The sequence below is a fragment of the Staphylococcus sp. FSL K6-0223 genome (assembly GCF_038008285.1).
The window spans coordinates 1,305,187-1,322,639 of record NZ_JBBOYX010000001.1; the positions used below are offsets into that span (position 1 = coordinate 1,305,187).

Here is a 17,453-nt window from a genome sequence, read left to right on the forward strand (position 1 = left end):
TTTATTGTTGGAGATTTTTAAATATAAAAATGTTTTGAAATAATATATACTCAATAATATAATTCATTCAATATCTTTCTATTTTCTAGTATAATGATAATTAATATAAAATTTAGGAGAGATGTACATATGCTCAATCCTTTTGATTCGGCGTATCACGATTTATGTAATGACATTTTAGAAATTGGTAATCAACGTGATGATAGAACACATACAGGTACCATTTCTAAATTTGGACATCAAATCCGCTTCGATTTAACGAAGGGATTCCCTTTACTCACTACAAAAAAGATATCTTTCAAACTTATTGCTACTGAGTTATTGTGGTTTATAAAAGGAGATACTAATATTCAGTATTTATTAAAATATAATAACAATATTTGGAATGAATGGGCTTTTGAAAAATATATTCAATCTGAAGATTATCATGGGCCAGATATGACAAATTTTGGACATCGTTCTCAAGAAGATGAAAATTTCAATAAAATGTATCAACAGGAAATGAAAAAATTTAAAGAGAAAGTGTTGAATGATGATACTTTTGCTAAAAAATATGGTGATTTAGGAAATGTCTATGGAAAGCAATGGCGTGATTGGGTAGATCAATATGGTAATCATTTCGATCAGCTTAAAACAGTTATTCAGCAAATTAAGACAAACCCTAATTCGAGAAGACACATAGTTTCAGCATGGAATCCCACTGAAATTGATACTATGGCATTACCACCATGTCATACAATGTTTCAGTTCTACGTACAAGATGGCAAATTAAGTTGTCAACTTTATCAACGTAGTGCAGATATTTTCCTAGGTGTGCCTTTTAATATTGCAAGTTATGCATTACTTACGCATTTAATTGCTAAAGAATGTAACTTAGAAGTTGGAGAATTCATTCATACTTTTGGAGATGCACATATTTATTCTAATCACATAGAGGCAATTAAGACTCAACTTTCTAGAGAAGGTTTTGCACCTCCTACATTAAAAATAAATTCTGAACACTCAATCTTTGATATTAATTATGAAGATTTAGAACTGGTAGACTATCAATCTCATCCAGCAATTAAAGCGCCCATTGCTGTATAATCTATCTTTAATTAAAAATAAACTAAAAGGGGATATGATAAATGACCTTATCAATTTTAGTGGCACATGATCAACAACGTGTCATTGGTTATAAAAATGCTCTACCATGGCATATTCCAAATGATTTAAAACATGTAAAACAACTCTCAACTGGCCATACACTTGTAATGGGTAGAAAAACATTTGAGTCCATTGGCAAACCATTACCAAATAGAAAAAATGTAGTTTTAACTCGTGATAACAATTTTAAACCTGATGGCGTTGAAGTGATTCACACAATTGATGATATCTACAACTTAGAGGGTCATGTATTTATTTTCGGTGGCCAAACATTATTTGAAGTAATGATTGATAAAGTTGACGATATGTATATCACTGTAGTAGATGGAAAACATCAAGGTGATACATTTTTCCCTCCCTATACATTTGAAGATTGGACGGTTGTATCTTCTGAAGAGGGTCAACTTGATGGAAAAAATACTATTCCACATACCTTTTTACATTTAGTACGAAAATAAAATAAATTAACAGGAGAAATTATGACTAAACAAGTAATCGTTACAGACTCTACCTCAGATTTATCAGCTGAATATTTAAATCAACATAACATCCATGTTGTTCCATTAAATTTAACCATTGATAAAGAATCATTTGTAGATCAAGTAGATATCTCATCCGAGGAGTACATTAAACGTATTGAAGAAGACGCTGACGTTAAAACGAGTCAGCCATCAATTGGTAAATTTATTGAATTATATGAACAACTTGATAAAGACAATGACGATGTAGAAATCTTTAGCATTCATATGTCTTCAGGATTAAGTGGAACATATCAGACTGCTTTACAAGCGAGCAATATGATTGAAGCAAAAGTAAATGTGATTGATTCAAAATCAATTTCTTTTGGATTAGCATACCAAATTCAACGTTTAGTAGAACTTGTAAACACTAATCTTTCAAGTGCAGAAATTATTAAACATATTTCAGAATTGCAGAAAAATATTAAACTATTTGTTGTTATTGGCCAACTCAATCAATTAATTAAAGGTGGACGCATCAGTAAAACAAAAGGTTTAATCGGAAATATTATGAAAATAAAACCGATAGGAACACTTAGAGAGGGATATTTAGAAATCGTACATAATTCTCGTACACAAAACTCTAGTATTCAATATCTAAAAAAAGAAATTGCTAAATTCATTGAAAATCATACTATTCAATCGATTGGTATTGCACATGCAAATACGATTGAATTCGTTGAAAAAGTAAAACATCAATTTAATGAAGCATTTAGACAACAAAATTATGATGTTAATGTAACGACACCAGTCATTTCTACACACACTGGTCAAGGCGCTATCGGTCTTGTCGTAGTTAGAGGATAATAGATAATAATAGGTGACTTAAGTTATTGACCTCTGAGTTAATTACTTTAATTTCATATCATTATATCGTAAATTTAAAGAAAGATAGAGGAGGTAATATAATGGCATATGCAACTTTAGCAGGAGGATGTTTCTGGTGTATGGTTAAACCCTTTACATCTTACCCAGGTATTGAAGATGTCGTATCAGGTTATAGTGGCGGAAATATAGAAAATCCAACGTATGAACAAGTATGTTCAAATCAAACTGGTCATAGAGAAGCAGTTCAAATTACTTATAATCCAGATATTACGTCATTTGAAAATATTTTGGATGTTTACTTTAAACTATTTGACCCGACAGATAATAAAGGGCAATTTTTTGATAGAGGCGAAAGCTATGAACCAGCAATATTTTATCACGATGAACAACAAAAAAAAGCTGCTGAATTAAAAATCCAACAACTAAATGAAGAAGGTATTTTTAAAAAACCAATCATCACACCAGTTCTTCCTTACAAAAACTTTTATCCAGCGGAAGATTACCATCAAGACTATTATAAAAAAAATCCTATGCATTATGAGCAATATCAACGCGGTTCTGGTAGAAAAGCATTTATAGAATCACATTGGGGGTCTCAAAATGATTAAAAAAGATAAAAGCGAATTAAATGATATGGAGTATCTCGTTACTCAAGAAAATGGTACAGAACCTCCTTTTCAAAATGAATATTGGAATCATTTTGACAAAGGAATATACGTAGATAAAATTTCTGGTAAGCCTTTATTTACTTCTGAAGAGAAATTTGAATCTGATTGTGGTTGGCCAAGTTTCTCAAAAGCATTAGACGATGATGAAATTGTTGAACTCGTAGATAAATCATTTGGTATGATTCGAACTGAAGTTAGATCAGAAGATGCTAACAGTCATTTAGGTCACGTATTCAATGATGGCCCAAAAGAAAGTGGCGGATTGCGTTATTGTATTAATTCTGCAGCTATTCAATTTATTCCATACGAAAAATTAGAAGAATTAGGATATGGCGATTTGATACAACATTTTAATAAATAGGAGCGATGAATAATGTTTAAAAAATTATTTGGTAAAGATAAAGAAGTCAATAAGGAAACTCAACTATATGCACCATTAACAGGTGAATATGTCAAAATTGAAGATATACCAGATCCTGTATTTGCCCAAAAAATGATGGGTGAAGGTTTCGGTATTAATCCTACTGAAGGTGAGGTAGTTTCCCCAGTTGCTGGAAAAGTTGATAATGTTTTTCCAACAAAACATGCAATTGGTTTAAAAACTAAAAATGGTCTTGAAATTTTAGTACACATTGGATTAGATACTGTTCAGTTAGACGGAGAAGGATTTAATGTACTGGTTAGCAGTGGTGACACAGTACAAGTAGGCGACCCTTTACTCAAATTCGATTTAGAATTTATTAGAAATAATGCCAAATCAGTTATTTCACCTATTATTATTACAAATTCTGATCAAACAGAATCTATTTCACTCGATGATGTTAAAGCTGTTATTAAAGGCGAAACTAAAGTTGTCGATGTGACAATGAGCTAATGAAAGATCATTCATTTTATCAATTTGCCTTAACGGCTAGAGGACGTAAAGATGATAAAGGTGAATTAGCCGAAGACATTTTCAATGACTTATCGTTTCCAAAACATGAAAGTGACTTCAACGTATTATCAGACTATATCGAAATGCAAAGTGACATTACGTTACCTATGTCCGTATTTGATGATTTATATGAAGAATATACAGAATGGTTAAAATTCTAATTTAAATTCATTTTATGTCTAAATATGATATGGAGTGGTGTTATAAAATCTTAATTTTAGATTTATATGCCACTCTTTTTATTTTTATCTAATTAAGAATACAATTTCTTATAATTTGCGTTTGCTTAAAAATAAAGACATACTAGGTATGTCTTTATATAAAATGATAAGAGACAAGATGTAATTAGAGGAAGTGATTTTATGAATAATCATTCTGAGGAGCACCATGACGGACAATCAGATAAAAAAAGACATGCATCTCCTAAAAAAAAGATGCATTTGAAAATATGGCAGTTTATCTTAATTTTATTAAGTGTTATTATCATTACAACAATTATAGCTGTATTTGCAACGATAGGAATCAGTCATAAGTTAAGTGGTTTAACTAAAGAAGAGCGTCAAGAAATGAAAAAAATAGAATTTGCATATAAAACGTTAGATACAGACTATTACAAAAAACAAAACTCAAGTAAACTTTCTGAAGCTGCAATTAATGGTATGGTAAAAGAATTAAAAGACCCATATTCTGAATACATGACAAAGTCTGAAACAAAGAGCTTTAATGAAGATGTATCTGGAGATTTTGTAGGTATTGGTGCAGAAATGCAAAAGAAAAATAAAGATATTATGATTACAAGTCCTATGAAAGATTCTCCTGCTGAAAAAGCTGGCCTTCAACCTAAAGATGTTGTCACAAAAGTTAATGGTAAGTCTGTAGTAGGTAAACCTTTAGATCAAGTTGTTAAAGCGGTAAGAGGTAAAGAAGGCACAAATGTTAGGTTAACTATTAAACGCGGTTCTGAAGAAAAAGATATTAATATTAAACGTGGTAAAATTCATGTCAAAAGTGTGGAGTATAAGAAAAAAGGTAACATAGCTGTATTTACGATTACTAAATTCCAACAAAATACTGCGGGTGAATTAAAATCTGCAATTATAAAAGCTCATGATGCTGGTGTTCGAAATATCATCTTAGACTTGCGTAATAATCCAGGGGGATTATTAGATGAAGCAGTTAAAATGGCTAATATTTTTATTGATAAAGGTCAAACTGTTGTTCAACTTGAAAAAGGCAATGATAAAGAAGCAATTAAAACTTCAAATGATGCTTTAAAAGATGTTAAAGATATGAAAGTGAGTATTTTAGTAAATGAAGGTTCCGCAAGTGCGTCAGAGGTCTTTACAGGGGCAATGAAAGATCACCATAAAGCTAAAGTGTATGGTTCAAAAACATTTGGTAAAGGAATCGTTCAAACCACACGAGAACTTAAAGATGGGTCATTATTAAAATATACACAAATGAAATGGTTAACACCTGATGATCATTATATTCATGGAAAAGGTATTAGACCAGATGTTACAATTGATTCTCCTAAGTATCAATCATTAAGTGTTATTCCGTCTGATAAAACATATTCTGTTGGCGATAATAATAAAAACGTTAAATCGATAAAAATTGGTTTAGATGCTTTAGGTTATTATAACGGAGATGAATCAAACCAATTTGATAATCAATTAGCTAATGCTATTAAACTATTCCAATCAGATAATCAACTATCTGAAACGGGAAAATTTGACACCAAAACAAATGAAAAATTCACTCAATTATTAGTTGAAAAATCAAATAAAGAAGACACAGTCTTAGACAAATTATTAAAATTAATAAAATAGAAAGGAATAACTATTATATGATTAGACTAGGTAAACATGAAGATATTAATCAAATCGAAACATTAGTGTCAGAAGCAAAAGATTTAATGAAATCATTTGGGAATAATCAGTGGGACGATAAATACCCAGCTACTGAACATTTTAAGGAAGATATTGATACAGAGACGTTATATGTTTTAGAAGAAAATAACACTATTTATGGATTTATTGTTGTCGACCAACAACAATCAGAGTGGTATGATGATTTAGAATGGCCAGTTGATAGAAATAACGCTTATGTTATTCATAGATTAGCTGGTTCTAAAGATTATAAAGGTGCAGCAACTCAATTATTTGATTTTGCAGTTAAATTAGCAGAAGAACATCATATCCATGTGATTCTGACAGATACTTTTGCATTAAATAAACCCGCTCAAGGTTTATTCGAGAAATTTGGTTTCCAAAAAGTAGGAGAAACAGAAATTGACTATCATCCATTCGATAGAGGCGCACCATTCTATGCATATTATAAAAACATATAAGAATAGAGGTTAATAATCATGTCTAAAATTGCGTTTACCGGAGGCGGCACAGTAGGCCATGTGTCTGTGAACTTAAGTTTAATTCCAACTGCATTAGAAAAAGGACATCAAGTTTTTTATATTGGTTCTAAAAACGGAATTGAACGAGAAATGATTGAATCACAACTTTCGAATATTAAATATTACCCAATTTCAAGTGGTAAATTACGTCGTTATTTATCATTTGAAAATGCAAAAGATGTTTTTAAAGTATTAAAAGGTATCTTAGATGCCCGTCGCGTTCTAAAAAAAGAAAAGCCTGATTTATTATTTTCTAAGGGGGGATTTGTTTCTGTTCCTGTTGTTATAGCAGCACGTTCATTGAATATTCCTACTATTATTCATGAATCAGATTTAACTCCTGGTTTAGCAAACAAAATATCTTTAAAATTTTCAAAAAAAATATATACAACATTTGAAGATACACTTAAATATCTACCTAAAGATAAAGCTGATTTTGTAGGGGCAACCATTAGAGAAGATTTAAAAGAAGGTAATCAACAAAAAGGTTATGAAATAACAGGGTTTGATTCAGATAAAAAAGTATTACTTGTTATGGGTGGTAGCCTAGGTAGTAAAAAATTAAATGATATTATTAGAGAAAATCTTGAAGCTTTACTACATGATTATCAAATCATTCATTTAACAGGGCATGGATTAGTAGATGAGTCTTATAAACAAAAAGGATATATTCAATATGAATTTGTTAAAGAAGAATTAACGCATTTATTATCTATTACAGACACAGTCGTAAGTCGTGCAGGTTCTAATGCTATCTATGAATTCTTGACTTTAAGAATCCCAATGTTGCTCATACCACTAGGGCTTGATCAATCTAGAGGGGATCAAATTGACAATGCTAAATATTTTGAATCCAAAGGATATGGAAAAATGATTCCAGAAGATCAACTTACACAATTCAAATTACTCGAACAATTAAAACAAATTGAATCTCACCGTACTGATATTACTCATCAAATGGAATCTTATAAAGAAAGTTATACTAAAGAAGACTTATTTAATAAAATCTTGAACGACGCGCTTTAATATAGGAGGACCAATTGATGAATAGAACGAAACGCATTACATTGCTCATTGTTTTTACATTAATTTTTGGCATCATTGCATTTTTCCATGAATCACGTTTAGGCAAATGGATTGATAATGAAGTATATGAATTTATTTATGCATCGGAGAGTTTTATTACTACATCTATTTTATTAGGTGCAACAAAAATTGGAGAAGTATGGACAATGGTTTGTTTGTCATTAATGCTTGTTGCTTATTTAATGCTTAAACGTTACAAAATTGAAGCTTTATTTTTTGTTATCACAATGTCACTATCAAGTATATTAAATCCCTTACTAAAAAATATTTTTGATCGTGAACGTCCAACATTACTACGTTTAATTGATATTTCTGGATTTAGTTTTCCTAGTGGACATGCAATGGGTTCGACTTCATTTTTTGGAAGTGCAATGTATATTGCTCAGCGTAGAGCATCAGGAAGTACAAAAGGCGTCATTATTGGACTATGTGCGGCACTTATTTTACTCATTTCTATTTCAAGAGTTTATTTAGGCGTGCATTATCCAACTGATATTATTGCAGGAATCATTGGAGGTGCTTTCTGTATCGTTCTTTCAACTTTAGTATTAAAAGGATTACATGAGCCTACAACCTTATAAATAATAAATAAGTGCGCCTTATTTGGCGCACTTATTTATTATTTACGTCTCGTTTTAAAACGAACGTTTATTAGTATTTACGGACATATAAATTAAGGGGGGAATGGCTTGAAAATGATTATAATTCTAAGTATTTTAAATTATGGGGGAAACTTAGATTTAATTGATAATCATTTTCAATTAATATTATAACTTATTGATAACGATTGTCAATTAAAATCTTACTTTTATTTTATTCATTCTATTAACAAATAATTTTTGTGATAGAATATTGGTTATGTTATGAGAAGTCATACGTTTATTAAAAAAGAGGTGTCTGAAAAAATGACTAATATTTTAATCGTCGAAGATGAACAAAATTTAGCCAGATTTCTTGAATTAGAATTAACACATGAGGGTTATAAGGTGGACATCGAATATGATGGGGAACCTGGTTTAGAAAAAGCATTAAATAACGATTTTGATTTGATTATTTTAGATTTAATGTTACCAAATATAAATGGCCTAGAAATTTGTAGACGTGTACGCCAAGTGCAATCAACACCAATTATTATCATCACTGCTAAAAGTGATACTTACGATAAAGTGACTGGATTAGATTATGGTGCAGATGACTATATAGTAAAGCCCTTTGAAATTGAGGAGCTTTTTGCAAGAATTCGTGCTGTATTACGTCGTCAGCCTCATAAGGATATTATCGATATTAATGGTATCAGAATAGATATTGATGCATTTAAAGTAACTGTTGATGGTAAGCAATTAGATTTTACTAAAACTGAATATGATTTATTGTATCTATTAGCAACGAATCGCAATCACGTACTACAACGTGAACAAATTTTAAATCATGTATGGGGATATAATAGTGAAGTAGAAACGAATGTGGTTGATGTATACATCAGATATTTAAGAAATAAATTGAAACCTTTCAATAAAGAAAAAGTCATTGAAACTGTTCGTGGTGTAGGATACGTGATTCGATAATGAAAAATCATACATTACAATATAAATGGATGACTATCACTACATTGATTATGTTTACGACAATTATTTTATTTTGTCTTATTATTATATTCTTCTTAAAAGATACTTTAAGAGAAGGAGAAGTGGATGAAGCAGAACATAGTTTAAGTGATATTGTCAATTTAATTCAAACGCGTCCGATTAATAATATATCGATATTAGATTTAAGTGCTTCATTAGAAAATTATGAAGAAGTCATTATTTACAATCATACAGGTCAAAGAATAATGAAATCATCTAATGAAAGTACGATTCAGTTTATACCTAATAATAATTTACAAAAGACCGATCGAATTCAAGTAATGCGAAATAATGGAAAAGAGTATTTAGTTATTACTGAACCACTTCATAGTCCAAACTTTAAAGGTTATAGCGTACTCATTCATTCTCTTGAGCATTATAACAACTTAGTAAAATCACTTTATATTATTGCTGTTGTTTTTGGTCTACTTGCTACAGTGATTACTGCATGTATTAGCTATTTCATTTCTAAAAATATTACAAAACCGCTAGTAACAATGTCTAATAAAATGAATCAAATACGACGCGATGGTTTTCAAAATCAATTAGAACTTGATACAAGTTATGAAGAAACAGACAATTTAATAGAAACTTTCAACGAAATGATGTATCAAATTGAAGCCTCTTTTAATCAACAAAGACAATTTGTTGAAGATGCTTCTCATGAGTTAAGAACACCACTTCAAATCATTCAAGGCCATTTAAATTTAATTAAACGCTGGGGTAAGAAAGATCCTGCTATTTTAGAAGAGTCTTTAAATATTTCACTAGAAGAAATGAATCGAATTACAAAGCTAGTAGAAGAATTATTATTATTAACCAAAGATAAAGTAAATATGCAATCCTTAGAAAAAGAGGACGTTGATATCAATGAAGAAATTCAATCACGAATTAAGGCACTTCAACAATTGCATCCAGATTATCTATTTGAGATTGAATTAGAACAAAAACCTTTAGTTTTACAAATTAATCGTCATCAATTTGAACAATTAATCTTAATTTTTATAGACAATGCTATGAAATATGATAAAGAGAGAAAGCATATATGTATTAAAACACAATTGCGTAATAAACAAATAAGTATTGAAATTACCGATCATGGCTTAGGCATACCAAAAGAAGATCAAGAATTTATTTTCGATCGTTTCTATAGAGTAGATAAATCTAGAGCAAGAAGCCAAGGTGGTAATGGCTTAGGGCTTTCAATTGCCGAAAAGATTGTGAGTCAATATGGAGGTTACATTTCTGTAGATAGTGAACTTAATAAATTCACAACATTCAAAATCAATTTTAAATAAAAACACAGATGATTATCATCTGTGTTTTTTTATTAATATAAAATTAAAAAAGTTTATCTTTATTGAATTTTTTCTTTTTACATAATATTCAGTCAATAGTCTTTATCAATAGTTAAAATAGTGCTATGATGGTTTTGTAAGCGGTTTAACTATTTTGTGGAGGGTATAATATGGCAAAGGATAAAAGGGATGTTACAGAAGCTCCAGTAAATTTTGGGGCAAATTTGGGTCTTATGCTCGATTTATATGATGATTATCTTCAAGACCCAACTTCTGTCTCAGATGATTTACAAGTGCTTTTTAGTACAATAAAAAATGGCGAAGCACAAGTTAAAGCTAAGTTTACCACAGATGGGAGTGGTACTTCAGCAGATGATAGCACAATCAAACGTGTCATGCGATTAATTGATAATATTAGACAATATGGTCATCTAAAGGCTGATATTTATCCTGTAAATGCGCCTAAAAGAACGCATATCCCAAAATTAGAAATTGAAGATTTTAATTTAAATAAAGAGACATTAAAAAATATTTCATCTGGTATCGTATCAGATCACTTTAGTGATATATACGATAATGCTTATGAAGCGTTAAAGCGTATGGAAAAGCGTTATAAAGGCTCTATTGCGTTTGAGTACAATCATATTAACAATAATAAAGAACGTACTTGGTTAAAACGTCGTATTGAAACACCTTATAAAGCTACCATTAATAGTGATGAAAAAATTAACTTATTTAAAACACTTGCTCATGTTGAAGGTTTTGAAAAATATCTACATAAGAATTTTGTTGGAGCAAAACGTTTCTCAATTGAAGGTGTAGATACATTAGTGCCAATGTTACAACATACATTGAAGCGTGCTGCTCAAGAGGACATTCAGAATATTCAAATTGGAATGGCACATAGGGGACGTCTCAATGTTTTAACACATGTATTAGAAAAACCTTATGAAATGATGATCTCAGAATTTATGCACACGGATCCAATGAAATTCTTACCTGAAGATGGCAGTTTAAAACTTACTGCTGGTTGGACAGGAGACGTTAAATATCACTTAGGTGGCGTTAAAACTACTTCTTCATATGGTATTGAACAATGTATTTCTTTAGCAAACAATCCAAGTCACCTAGAAATTGTAGCACCTGTAGTTATAGGAAAAACACGTGCTGCTCAAGATGATACACATCATGCGGGTGGACCAACTACAGATTTCCATCACGGTATGCCAATTATTATTCATGGAGATGCTGCATATCCTGGTCAAGGTATCAATTTTGAAACAATGAATTTAAGTAATTTAAATGGTTATTCAACTGGCGGAGCACTACATATAATTACAAATAACCGAATTGGTTTTACAACTGAACCTATTGATGGTCGTTCTACAACGTATTCATCAGATATCGCTAAGGGGTACGATGTACCTATTCTTCATGTGAATGCAGATGATGTAGAAGCGACAATTGAAGCAATTGATATTGCTATGGAATTTAGAAAAGAATTCCATAAAGACTTTGTCATTGATTTAGTAGGTTATCGTCGATATGGACATAACGAGATGGATGAACCATCTATTACAAATCCAACGTTATATCACAATATTAGACAGCATGATTCAGTTGAAGTGATTTATGGAAATAAACTTGTAGATGAAGGTATTTTAACGAAAGAACAAATGTCTGAAATCATTGATTCTGTACAAAAAGAAATGCGTACTGCTCAAGATAAAATTGATAAATCAGATAAAATGAATAGTACTGTAATGAATAAACCTGAATCGCTTCAGTTACCTTTACAAAGTGATAAAAAAGAGTTTAGCTTTGAACATTTGAAAGAAATTAATGATGCAATGTTGAACTATCCTGAAGATTTCCAGGTATTTAGAAAATTAAATAAAGTATTAGAAAAACGTAGAGAACCTTTTGAAAATGAAAATGGCCTAGTTGATTGGGCTCAAGCAGAACAATTAGCTTTTGCAACAATTGTTCAAGATGGCATATCAATTCGTTTGACAGGTCAAGATAGTGAACGTGGCACATTCAGTCACAGACATGCTGTACTACATGATGAAGACAATGGCAATACGTATACACCGCTTCACCATGTACCAAATCAAAAAGCAACATTTGAAGTGCATAACAGTCCATTATCAGAAGCTGCAGTCGTAGGCTTTGAATATGGATATAATGTTGAAAATAAAAATAGTATGAATATTTGGGAAGCCCAATATGGAGATTTTTCAAATATGGCACAAATGATTTTTGATAATTTTATGTCATCTGCCAGAGCCAAATGGGGCGAGCGTAGTGGTCTAACTTTATTCTTACCACACGCTTTTGAAGGTCAAGGTCCTGAACATTCATCAGCACGTTTAGAAAGATTCTTACAACTGGCGGCTGAAAATAATAGTACAGTGGTCAATCTATCAAGTTCTAGTAACTACTTCCATTTATTACGTGCACAAGCTAAAAGTTTAAATACTGAAGCGATGAGACCATTAATTGTGATGTCACCTAAGAGTTTGTTAAGAAATAAAACAGTGGCTAAGCCAATTAGTGAATTTACAACTGGCAGTTTCAAACCAATTATTGTTGAAGATGCTCAAAAAGCTAAAGTAACAAAAGTCATTTTAGCTTCTGGAAAAATGTTTATTGATTTAAAAGAAACATTAGCAAAAGAACCTAATGAAAATATACAACTTATTGCTGTGGAAAGATTATATCCTTTCCCAGAGGAAGACATTAAAAAAGCTTTAGAAGAATTACCAAATTTAGAATCTGTTGCTTGGGTTCAAGAAGAACCTAAAAACCAAGGCGCATGGTTATTTGTTTACCCATATCTTAAATCTATTGTTGGACATCAATATAATTTAAGTTATCAGGGTAGAATACAACGTGCAGCACCTGCCGAAGGTGATGGAGAAATTCACAAACTTGTTCAACATAAAATTATTGAAAATAGTGTCAAAAATAACTAGGGGGAAATATAATGGCAGAGGTAAAAGTTCCAGAATTAGCAGAATCAATTACAGAAGGTACAGTTGCAGAGTGGCTAAAAAACATAGGGGATAATGTTGAAAAAGGAGACGCTATTCTTGAATTAGAAACTGACAAAGTGAATGTTGAAATTGTATCTGAAGAAGATGGTATACTTCAAGAACAACTTGCATCTGAAGGCGACACTGTAGAAGTGGGCCAAGCTATTGCAATTGTCGGTGAAGGTAAAGGTAGTACAAGTAGTTCAAGCAAATCACAAAATAACGATTCAACTTCTGAAAATGAAAACATAAAAACAGATTCTGCAGAAACTAATCATTCAACACCACGCACTTCTACTGAAGCACAAGGTAGCGATACAAGTTCAAATGACGACTCAGAATCAATCAATAATAAAAGAGTGAATGCAACGCCATCAGCACGTCGTCATGCTCGTAAAAATGGTATTGATTTAAATGAAGTAGCTGGAAAAGGTAGCGATGTGATAAGAAAAGAAGATGTTGATAATCGTCAAAAAACAAGTCAATCTAATCAAAATACTCAACCTAATTCACAACAAGAAACATCTAAAAAATCAACTGCTAATACGCCTAATAAACCAGTGATTCGTGAAAAAATGTCTAGAAGAAAGAAAACAGCTGCAAAAAAATTATTAGAAGTATCTAATAATACCGCAATGCTCACAACATTTAATGAAGTTGATATGACAAATGTAATGGAATTAAGAAAACGTAAAAAAGAACAATTTATTAAAGATCATGACGGCACTAAATTAGGATTTATGTCATTCTTTACTAAGGCAGCAGTAGCAGCACTCAAAAAATATCCAGAAGTTAATGCTGAAATTGATGGAGACGATATGATTACTAAACAATACTATGATATTGGTATTGCTGTTTCAACAGATGATGGATTATTAGTACCATTCGTTAGAGATTGTGATAAGAAAAACTTTGCTGAACTAGAAAAATCAATTGCAGATTTAGCAGTAAAAGCACGTGATAAAAAACTTGGATTAGATGATATGGTAAATGGTTCATTTACAATCACTAATGGTGGTGTATTTGGTTCTATGATGAGTACACCAATTATTAATGGTAATCAAGCTGCTATCTTAGGTATGCATTCAATTATCACTCGTCCAATTGCTATTGATAAAGATACAATCGAGAACAGACCAATGATGTACATTGCATTAAGCTATGACCATAGAATTATTGATGGCAAAGAAGCAGTTGGATTCTTAAAAACAATTAAAGAGCTGATCGAGAGCCCAGAAGACTTATTATTAGAATCTTAATTTCATTTATTAAAGCGCTAAATATATTGAAATCTTAATCATAAATTGATAAAGAGTAGAATAAGTTCATAATGAATTTATTCTACTCTTTTTAAGTTTTAGTTATATTAGCATTAAAAAAATTACGCTAGAATATTTCGATATTATCATTAGTTAAAAATAAATATGTAATATAGAAATAAAAGAAGATAACGTAAATGTATCCTAATAATGAGAATATAAAAAATAGCAGAGAAGCGCATCCCTCATTATCCATTTATGACTTTTCCAAAGCAGATGCTAACATGTATAAAAATGATAAATTAAGTATTATATTTGGACAAAAAACAACAAATATTCTTAAGAGTATTACAAAAGAATCTATTAAAAAATAATAATTATTAAAACTACAATAAGTTAAAAACGAACTTTATATAATTTATCAAGTTTGTTTTTAGACAATTAAATAACCTATGATATACCCCCCTATCTTTATAAAACAAGGCAGGGGAGGGGTATAACATATATATTATCTTATATATATGTTATTTATTATACAAACTTTAATCATTTATAATATTTTTATTTACGTATATTTTATAATAAAAAACAATACTCTTATTTAAGCGTTCAACATATTATTCATATATAAAATACGTTATAATGTTTAAGAAAAGATATATAAATGGGAGTGTCGATGAATGAGTGGACTAAGAAGTGTTACGATTGGAACAAGTGATCTCTCAAAAACACAGAATTTATTTCATAATATTTTAGGTCTTAATGTTGCAACAAAAAGACAGGCATTACGTTTTGGTGATGCTGAATTAAATCCTGGTACAAGACTTCACTTTGTAGAAGTTCCTAATCCTAATTATAGAAATGTACATATATCAAGCGTGGGATTAAGAACACCATCGAATGCTGGTTTAGAAGAATACCAACAAATATTAGAAAAAAATAATATTCAATTTAGTTCAATCACTGAATTAAACGGTAATCAGCACTTTAATTTTAAAGATGATAATCATCAAATTTTTGATATCTATTCTAATGAACTGAATGTTGGTATTGGATTAGGCACACCTACTTTTGAAAGTGCTGTTAATCCTCTTCACCAAATTCAAGGGTTGGGACCAGTAATTATTAAAGTAAACGAATTATTGGTTACAACTTCTATCTTTAAAAATGTATTTAATTTAACGCATTATGCTGAATATGAATCTACTGAATTTCCTGATCAAACTGTCCAGGTATTTAAAATCGGAGATGGTGGACTTGGTGGAGAAATTCATTTATATCAATCTAATGAACAAGTTGAATTAAAAGAAGAAGGAATTGTGGAACAAATTGAATTCAGTACAAATTCAACTGAAGACTTTGAACATGCACGAAAAGAACTGGATGAAATTGGTATTCCTTATCAAATATTAAATCAAGGCGATGCTCAATCGTTACGCATTACTGAAGGTAGCGGCATCTCTTTCATATATACTTTAGAAAAAAAATAATATAATTCATTTTATTGGAGGATTTAAAATGGCAATGTTACATGAAGATTGGAAATCACGCACACCAATTAAACAAGTGATGGTAGTTAATACTGATGCAAAAAAATTCACAGTATCAGATATGCTTACTATTGGAAAGCAATATGATGTCATCAATGAAACTGAAGAATATTATCAAATCATTGATAACTCTGGTCTAGTAGGTGGTTATTACAAAGATTATTTTAAAGAAGTTTAAATACATTCAATTTCTAAAAGATAACGATTAAATTAAGACTCAGAGTGATGTACCAATATCTATACATTTATACACGCTCTCGGTCTATTTTTTCATCTTATAAAGGAGAATATTAAAATGCCAAATAATCATTATATCAATTCAGATCAATCTGTATTCAATGATGCACAAGCATTGTTTAATTTAAATAAAAATATTTTATTAAAAGGCCCTACAGGCTCTGGTAAAACACGATTAGCTGAAACTTTAAGTGAAGTAGTCCAAACGCCGATGCATCAAGTTAACTGTTCTGTTGATTTAGACGCAGAGAGCTTATTAGGTTTTAAAACAATAAAAACAAATGAACAAGGTCAACAAGAAATTATTTTTATTGACGGCCCAGTTATAAAAGCCATGCGAGAAGGTCATATCTTATATATTGATGAAATCAATATGGCTAAACCTGAAACATTACCTATTTTAAATGGCGTATTAGACTATAGACGTCAGTTAACCAATCCATTTACTGGAGAAGTAATTAAAGCAGCCCCTGGTTTCAATGTAATTGCTGCGATAAATGAAGGCTATGTTGGTACATTACCAATGAATGAAGCATTAAAAAACCGCTTTATTGTTATACAAGTTGATTACATTGGAGGAGACATTCTTAAAGATGTCATTAAACAACAAAGCCAGCTTCAAGATGATGATATAATTAAAAAAATCATTAAATTTAATGAAGACTTACGTACAATGTCAAAACAAGGACAAATTTCAGAAGAAGCAGCTAGTATTCGTGCGTTAATTGACTTAAGTGACTTAATTACAGTTATGCCAATAGAGAGAGCAATTCAGCGTACAATTATCGATAAACTTGAAGATGAACGCGAACAGCAAGCCATCAGAAATGCAATCGAACTAAACTTTTAGAGA

The 17,453-nt window shown here is 30.7% G+C and carries 19 protein-coding genes; all 19 read left to right on the plus strand.

The window, feature by feature from the left end:
- Nucleotides 1-129: 129 nt before the first annotated feature.
- The 19 genes from MHI13_RS06490 (at nucleotide 130) to MHI13_RS06580 (ending at nucleotide 17,450) form a co-directional block, all read left to right on the plus strand.
- Nucleotides 130-1,086: a thymidylate synthase gene (locus tag MHI13_RS06490; RefSeq protein ID WP_017176318.1), complete on the plus strand. Its 957-nt coding sequence runs from the start codon at nucleotides 130-132 to the stop codon at nucleotides 1,084-1,086.
- A gap of 41 nt (nucleotides 1,087-1,127) precedes the next feature.
- Nucleotides 1,128-1,604 carry a dihydrofolate reductase gene (locus MHI13_RS06495; protein ID WP_048679885.1) on the plus strand — a complete coding sequence of 159 codons (477 nt, stop codon included), beginning with the start codon at nucleotides 1,128-1,130 and terminating at the stop codon, nucleotides 1,602-1,604.
- Nucleotides 1,605-1,625: 21 nt separating this feature from the next.
- On the plus strand, nucleotides 1,626-2,471 hold the full coding sequence (locus tag MHI13_RS06500) for a DegV family protein (RefSeq protein ID WP_049382036.1): 846 nt from the start codon (nucleotides 1,626-1,628) through the stop codon (nucleotides 2,469-2,471).
- Between the two features lie 101 nt (nucleotides 2,472-2,572).
- Complete coding sequence (gene msrA / locus MHI13_RS06505; RefSeq protein ID WP_017176321.1) at nucleotides 2,573-3,100, plus strand: peptide-methionine (S)-S-oxide reductase MsrA; 528 nt, start codon at nucleotides 2,573-2,575, stop codon at nucleotides 3,098-3,100.
- Nucleotides 3,093-3,521, plus strand: coding sequence for a peptide-methionine (R)-S-oxide reductase MsrB (gene msrB, locus MHI13_RS06510; protein WP_002449905.1), 429 nt, complete (start codon nucleotides 3,093-3,095; stop codon nucleotides 3,519-3,521). The genes msrA and msrB overlap by 8 nt, the downstream gene beginning before the upstream one ends.
- A gap of 12 nt (nucleotides 3,522-3,533) precedes the next feature.
- Nucleotides 3,534-4,034 carry a PTS sugar transporter subunit IIA gene (locus MHI13_RS06515; RefSeq protein ID WP_002449797.1) on the plus strand — a complete coding sequence of 167 codons (501 nt, stop codon included), beginning with the start codon at nucleotides 3,534-3,536 and terminating at the stop codon, nucleotides 4,032-4,034.
- Entirely contained in the window at nucleotides 4,034-4,255 is a 222-nt protein-coding gene (locus tag MHI13_RS06520; protein WP_017176322.1) for a YozE family protein, read from the plus strand. Before MHI13_RS06515 ends, MHI13_RS06520 begins: the two co-directional genes overlap by 1 nt.
- A 201-nt stretch (nucleotides 4,256-4,456) precedes the next feature.
- Nucleotides 4,457-5,926: a S41 family peptidase gene (locus MHI13_RS06525; RefSeq protein ID WP_070548553.1), complete on the plus strand. Its 1,470-nt coding sequence runs from the start codon at nucleotides 4,457-4,459 to the stop codon at nucleotides 5,924-5,926.
- A 17-nt stretch (nucleotides 5,927-5,943) separates the two neighbouring features.
- Nucleotides 5,944-6,447 carry a GNAT family N-acetyltransferase gene (locus MHI13_RS06530; RefSeq protein WP_019835253.1) on the plus strand — a complete coding sequence of 168 codons (504 nt, stop codon included), beginning with the start codon at nucleotides 5,944-5,946 and terminating at the stop codon, nucleotides 6,445-6,447.
- 18 nt (nucleotides 6,448-6,465) lie between these two features.
- Entirely contained in the window at nucleotides 6,466-7,533 is a 1,068-nt protein-coding gene (locus MHI13_RS06535; protein WP_017176325.1) for an undecaprenyldiphospho-muramoylpentapeptide beta-N-acetylglucosaminyltransferase, read from the plus strand.
- 17 nt (nucleotides 7,534-7,550) lie between these two features.
- Nucleotides 7,551-8,174: a phosphatase PAP2 family protein gene (locus tag MHI13_RS06540; protein WP_070548555.1), complete on the plus strand. Its 624-nt coding sequence runs from the start codon at nucleotides 7,551-7,553 to the stop codon at nucleotides 8,172-8,174.
- 324 nt (nucleotides 8,175-8,498) lie between these two features.
- On the plus strand, nucleotides 8,499-9,158 hold the full coding sequence (locus MHI13_RS06545) for a response regulator transcription factor (RefSeq protein WP_019835254.1): 660 nt from the start codon (nucleotides 8,499-8,501) through the stop codon (nucleotides 9,156-9,158).
- A gap of 50 nt (nucleotides 9,159-9,208) precedes the next feature.
- Entirely contained in the window at nucleotides 9,209-10,516 is a 1,308-nt protein-coding gene (locus MHI13_RS06550) for a HAMP domain-containing sensor histidine kinase (RefSeq protein ID WP_434176096.1), read from the plus strand.
- 170 nt (nucleotides 10,517-10,686) lie between these two features.
- Complete coding sequence (locus MHI13_RS06555) at nucleotides 10,687-13,494, plus strand: 2-oxoglutarate dehydrogenase E1 component (RefSeq protein ID WP_017176329.1); 2,808 nt, start codon at nucleotides 10,687-10,689, stop codon at nucleotides 13,492-13,494.
- A gap of 11 nt (nucleotides 13,495-13,505) precedes the next feature.
- On the plus strand, nucleotides 13,506-14,813 hold the full coding sequence (odhB, locus tag MHI13_RS06560) for a 2-oxoglutarate dehydrogenase complex dihydrolipoyllysine-residue succinyltransferase (RefSeq protein WP_070548559.1): 1,308 nt from the start codon (nucleotides 13,506-13,508) through the stop codon (nucleotides 14,811-14,813).
- Between the two features lie 197 nt (nucleotides 14,814-15,010).
- Nucleotides 15,011-15,187: a hypothetical protein gene (locus tag MHI13_RS06565; protein WP_170076340.1), complete on the plus strand. Its 177-nt coding sequence runs from the start codon at nucleotides 15,011-15,013 to the stop codon at nucleotides 15,185-15,187.
- Nucleotides 15,188-15,493: 306 nt separating this feature from the next.
- On the plus strand, nucleotides 15,494-16,303 hold the full coding sequence (locus MHI13_RS06570; RefSeq protein ID WP_017176332.1) for a lactoylglutathione lyase: 810 nt from the start codon (nucleotides 15,494-15,496) through the stop codon (nucleotides 16,301-16,303).
- A 34-nt stretch (nucleotides 16,304-16,337) separates the two neighbouring features.
- Nucleotides 16,338-16,541 (plus strand): DUF6501 family protein, encoded by a 204-nt coding sequence (locus MHI13_RS06575; RefSeq protein ID WP_025987180.1) that lies wholly within the window; start codon nucleotides 16,338-16,340, stop codon nucleotides 16,539-16,541.
- A gap of 117 nt (nucleotides 16,542-16,658) precedes the next feature.
- Nucleotides 16,659-17,450, plus strand: a complete 792-nt coding sequence (locus tag MHI13_RS06580) for an ATP-binding protein (RefSeq protein WP_017176334.1) — start codon at nucleotides 16,659-16,661, stop codon at nucleotides 17,448-17,450.
- Nucleotides 17,451-17,453: the final 3 nt, after the last annotated feature.